The following is a 592-nucleotide window of genomic DNA, read 5'->3' as shown; positions in this document are numbered from 1 at the left end:
CGCCGCAGCACCAGGCGACGATCGACGCGCTCAAGAAGCTCGACTTCGCCGACAGCACGGCGACCGGGCAGGCCATCTTCACCGCCCTGCACGCGGTCAGCGCCACCGCCATCACCGGTGGCGACACGCCGCCGCCGGCCCGCATTGTGCTGGAGTCGGACGGCGCCGAGAATGTGCCGCTGGATCCCAACGCCCCGCAGGGGGCGTTCACCGCGGCCCGGGCCGCCAAGGCCGAGGGCGTGCAGATCTCGACGATTTCGTTCGGCACCAAGACCGGCGAGATCGAGATGGACGGGCAGCGGGTCGCGGTGCCGGTCTCGACGGACCAGATGAAGATGATCGCCAAGCTCTCCGGCGGGCAGTCCTACACCGCCGGCACCGTCGACGAGCTGTCCAAGAGCTACAACGCCATCGAGAAGGACATCGGCTACCGCACCGTGCCGGGTCCCGGCAGTGCCGGGTGGTTGCGCCTGGGCGTGCTCACCGCCCTGATCGCGACGGCGCTGGCGCTGCTGATCAACCGGCGACTGCCGGTCTGATCGCTCAGGAGGGCAGCCGGCGGTTCAGGAACAGGCCGGCCAGGACGGCGCCG

Annotated in this window: 1 pseudogene; it reads left to right on the top strand. The window is 70.6% G+C overall.

The annotated features are described in order from the left end of the window. Positions 1–539: pseudogene (locus A5702_RS07140) on the top strand (hypothetical protein); the annotation flags it as partial. Positions 540–592: the final 53 nt, after the last annotated feature.

Source organism: Mycobacterium sp. E3339 (assembly GCF_001666915.1).
Classification (GTDB): domain Bacteria; phylum Actinomycetota; class Actinomycetes; order Mycobacteriales; family Mycobacteriaceae; genus Mycobacterium.
This window is presented reverse-complemented; position numbering and strand designations above follow the sequence as displayed.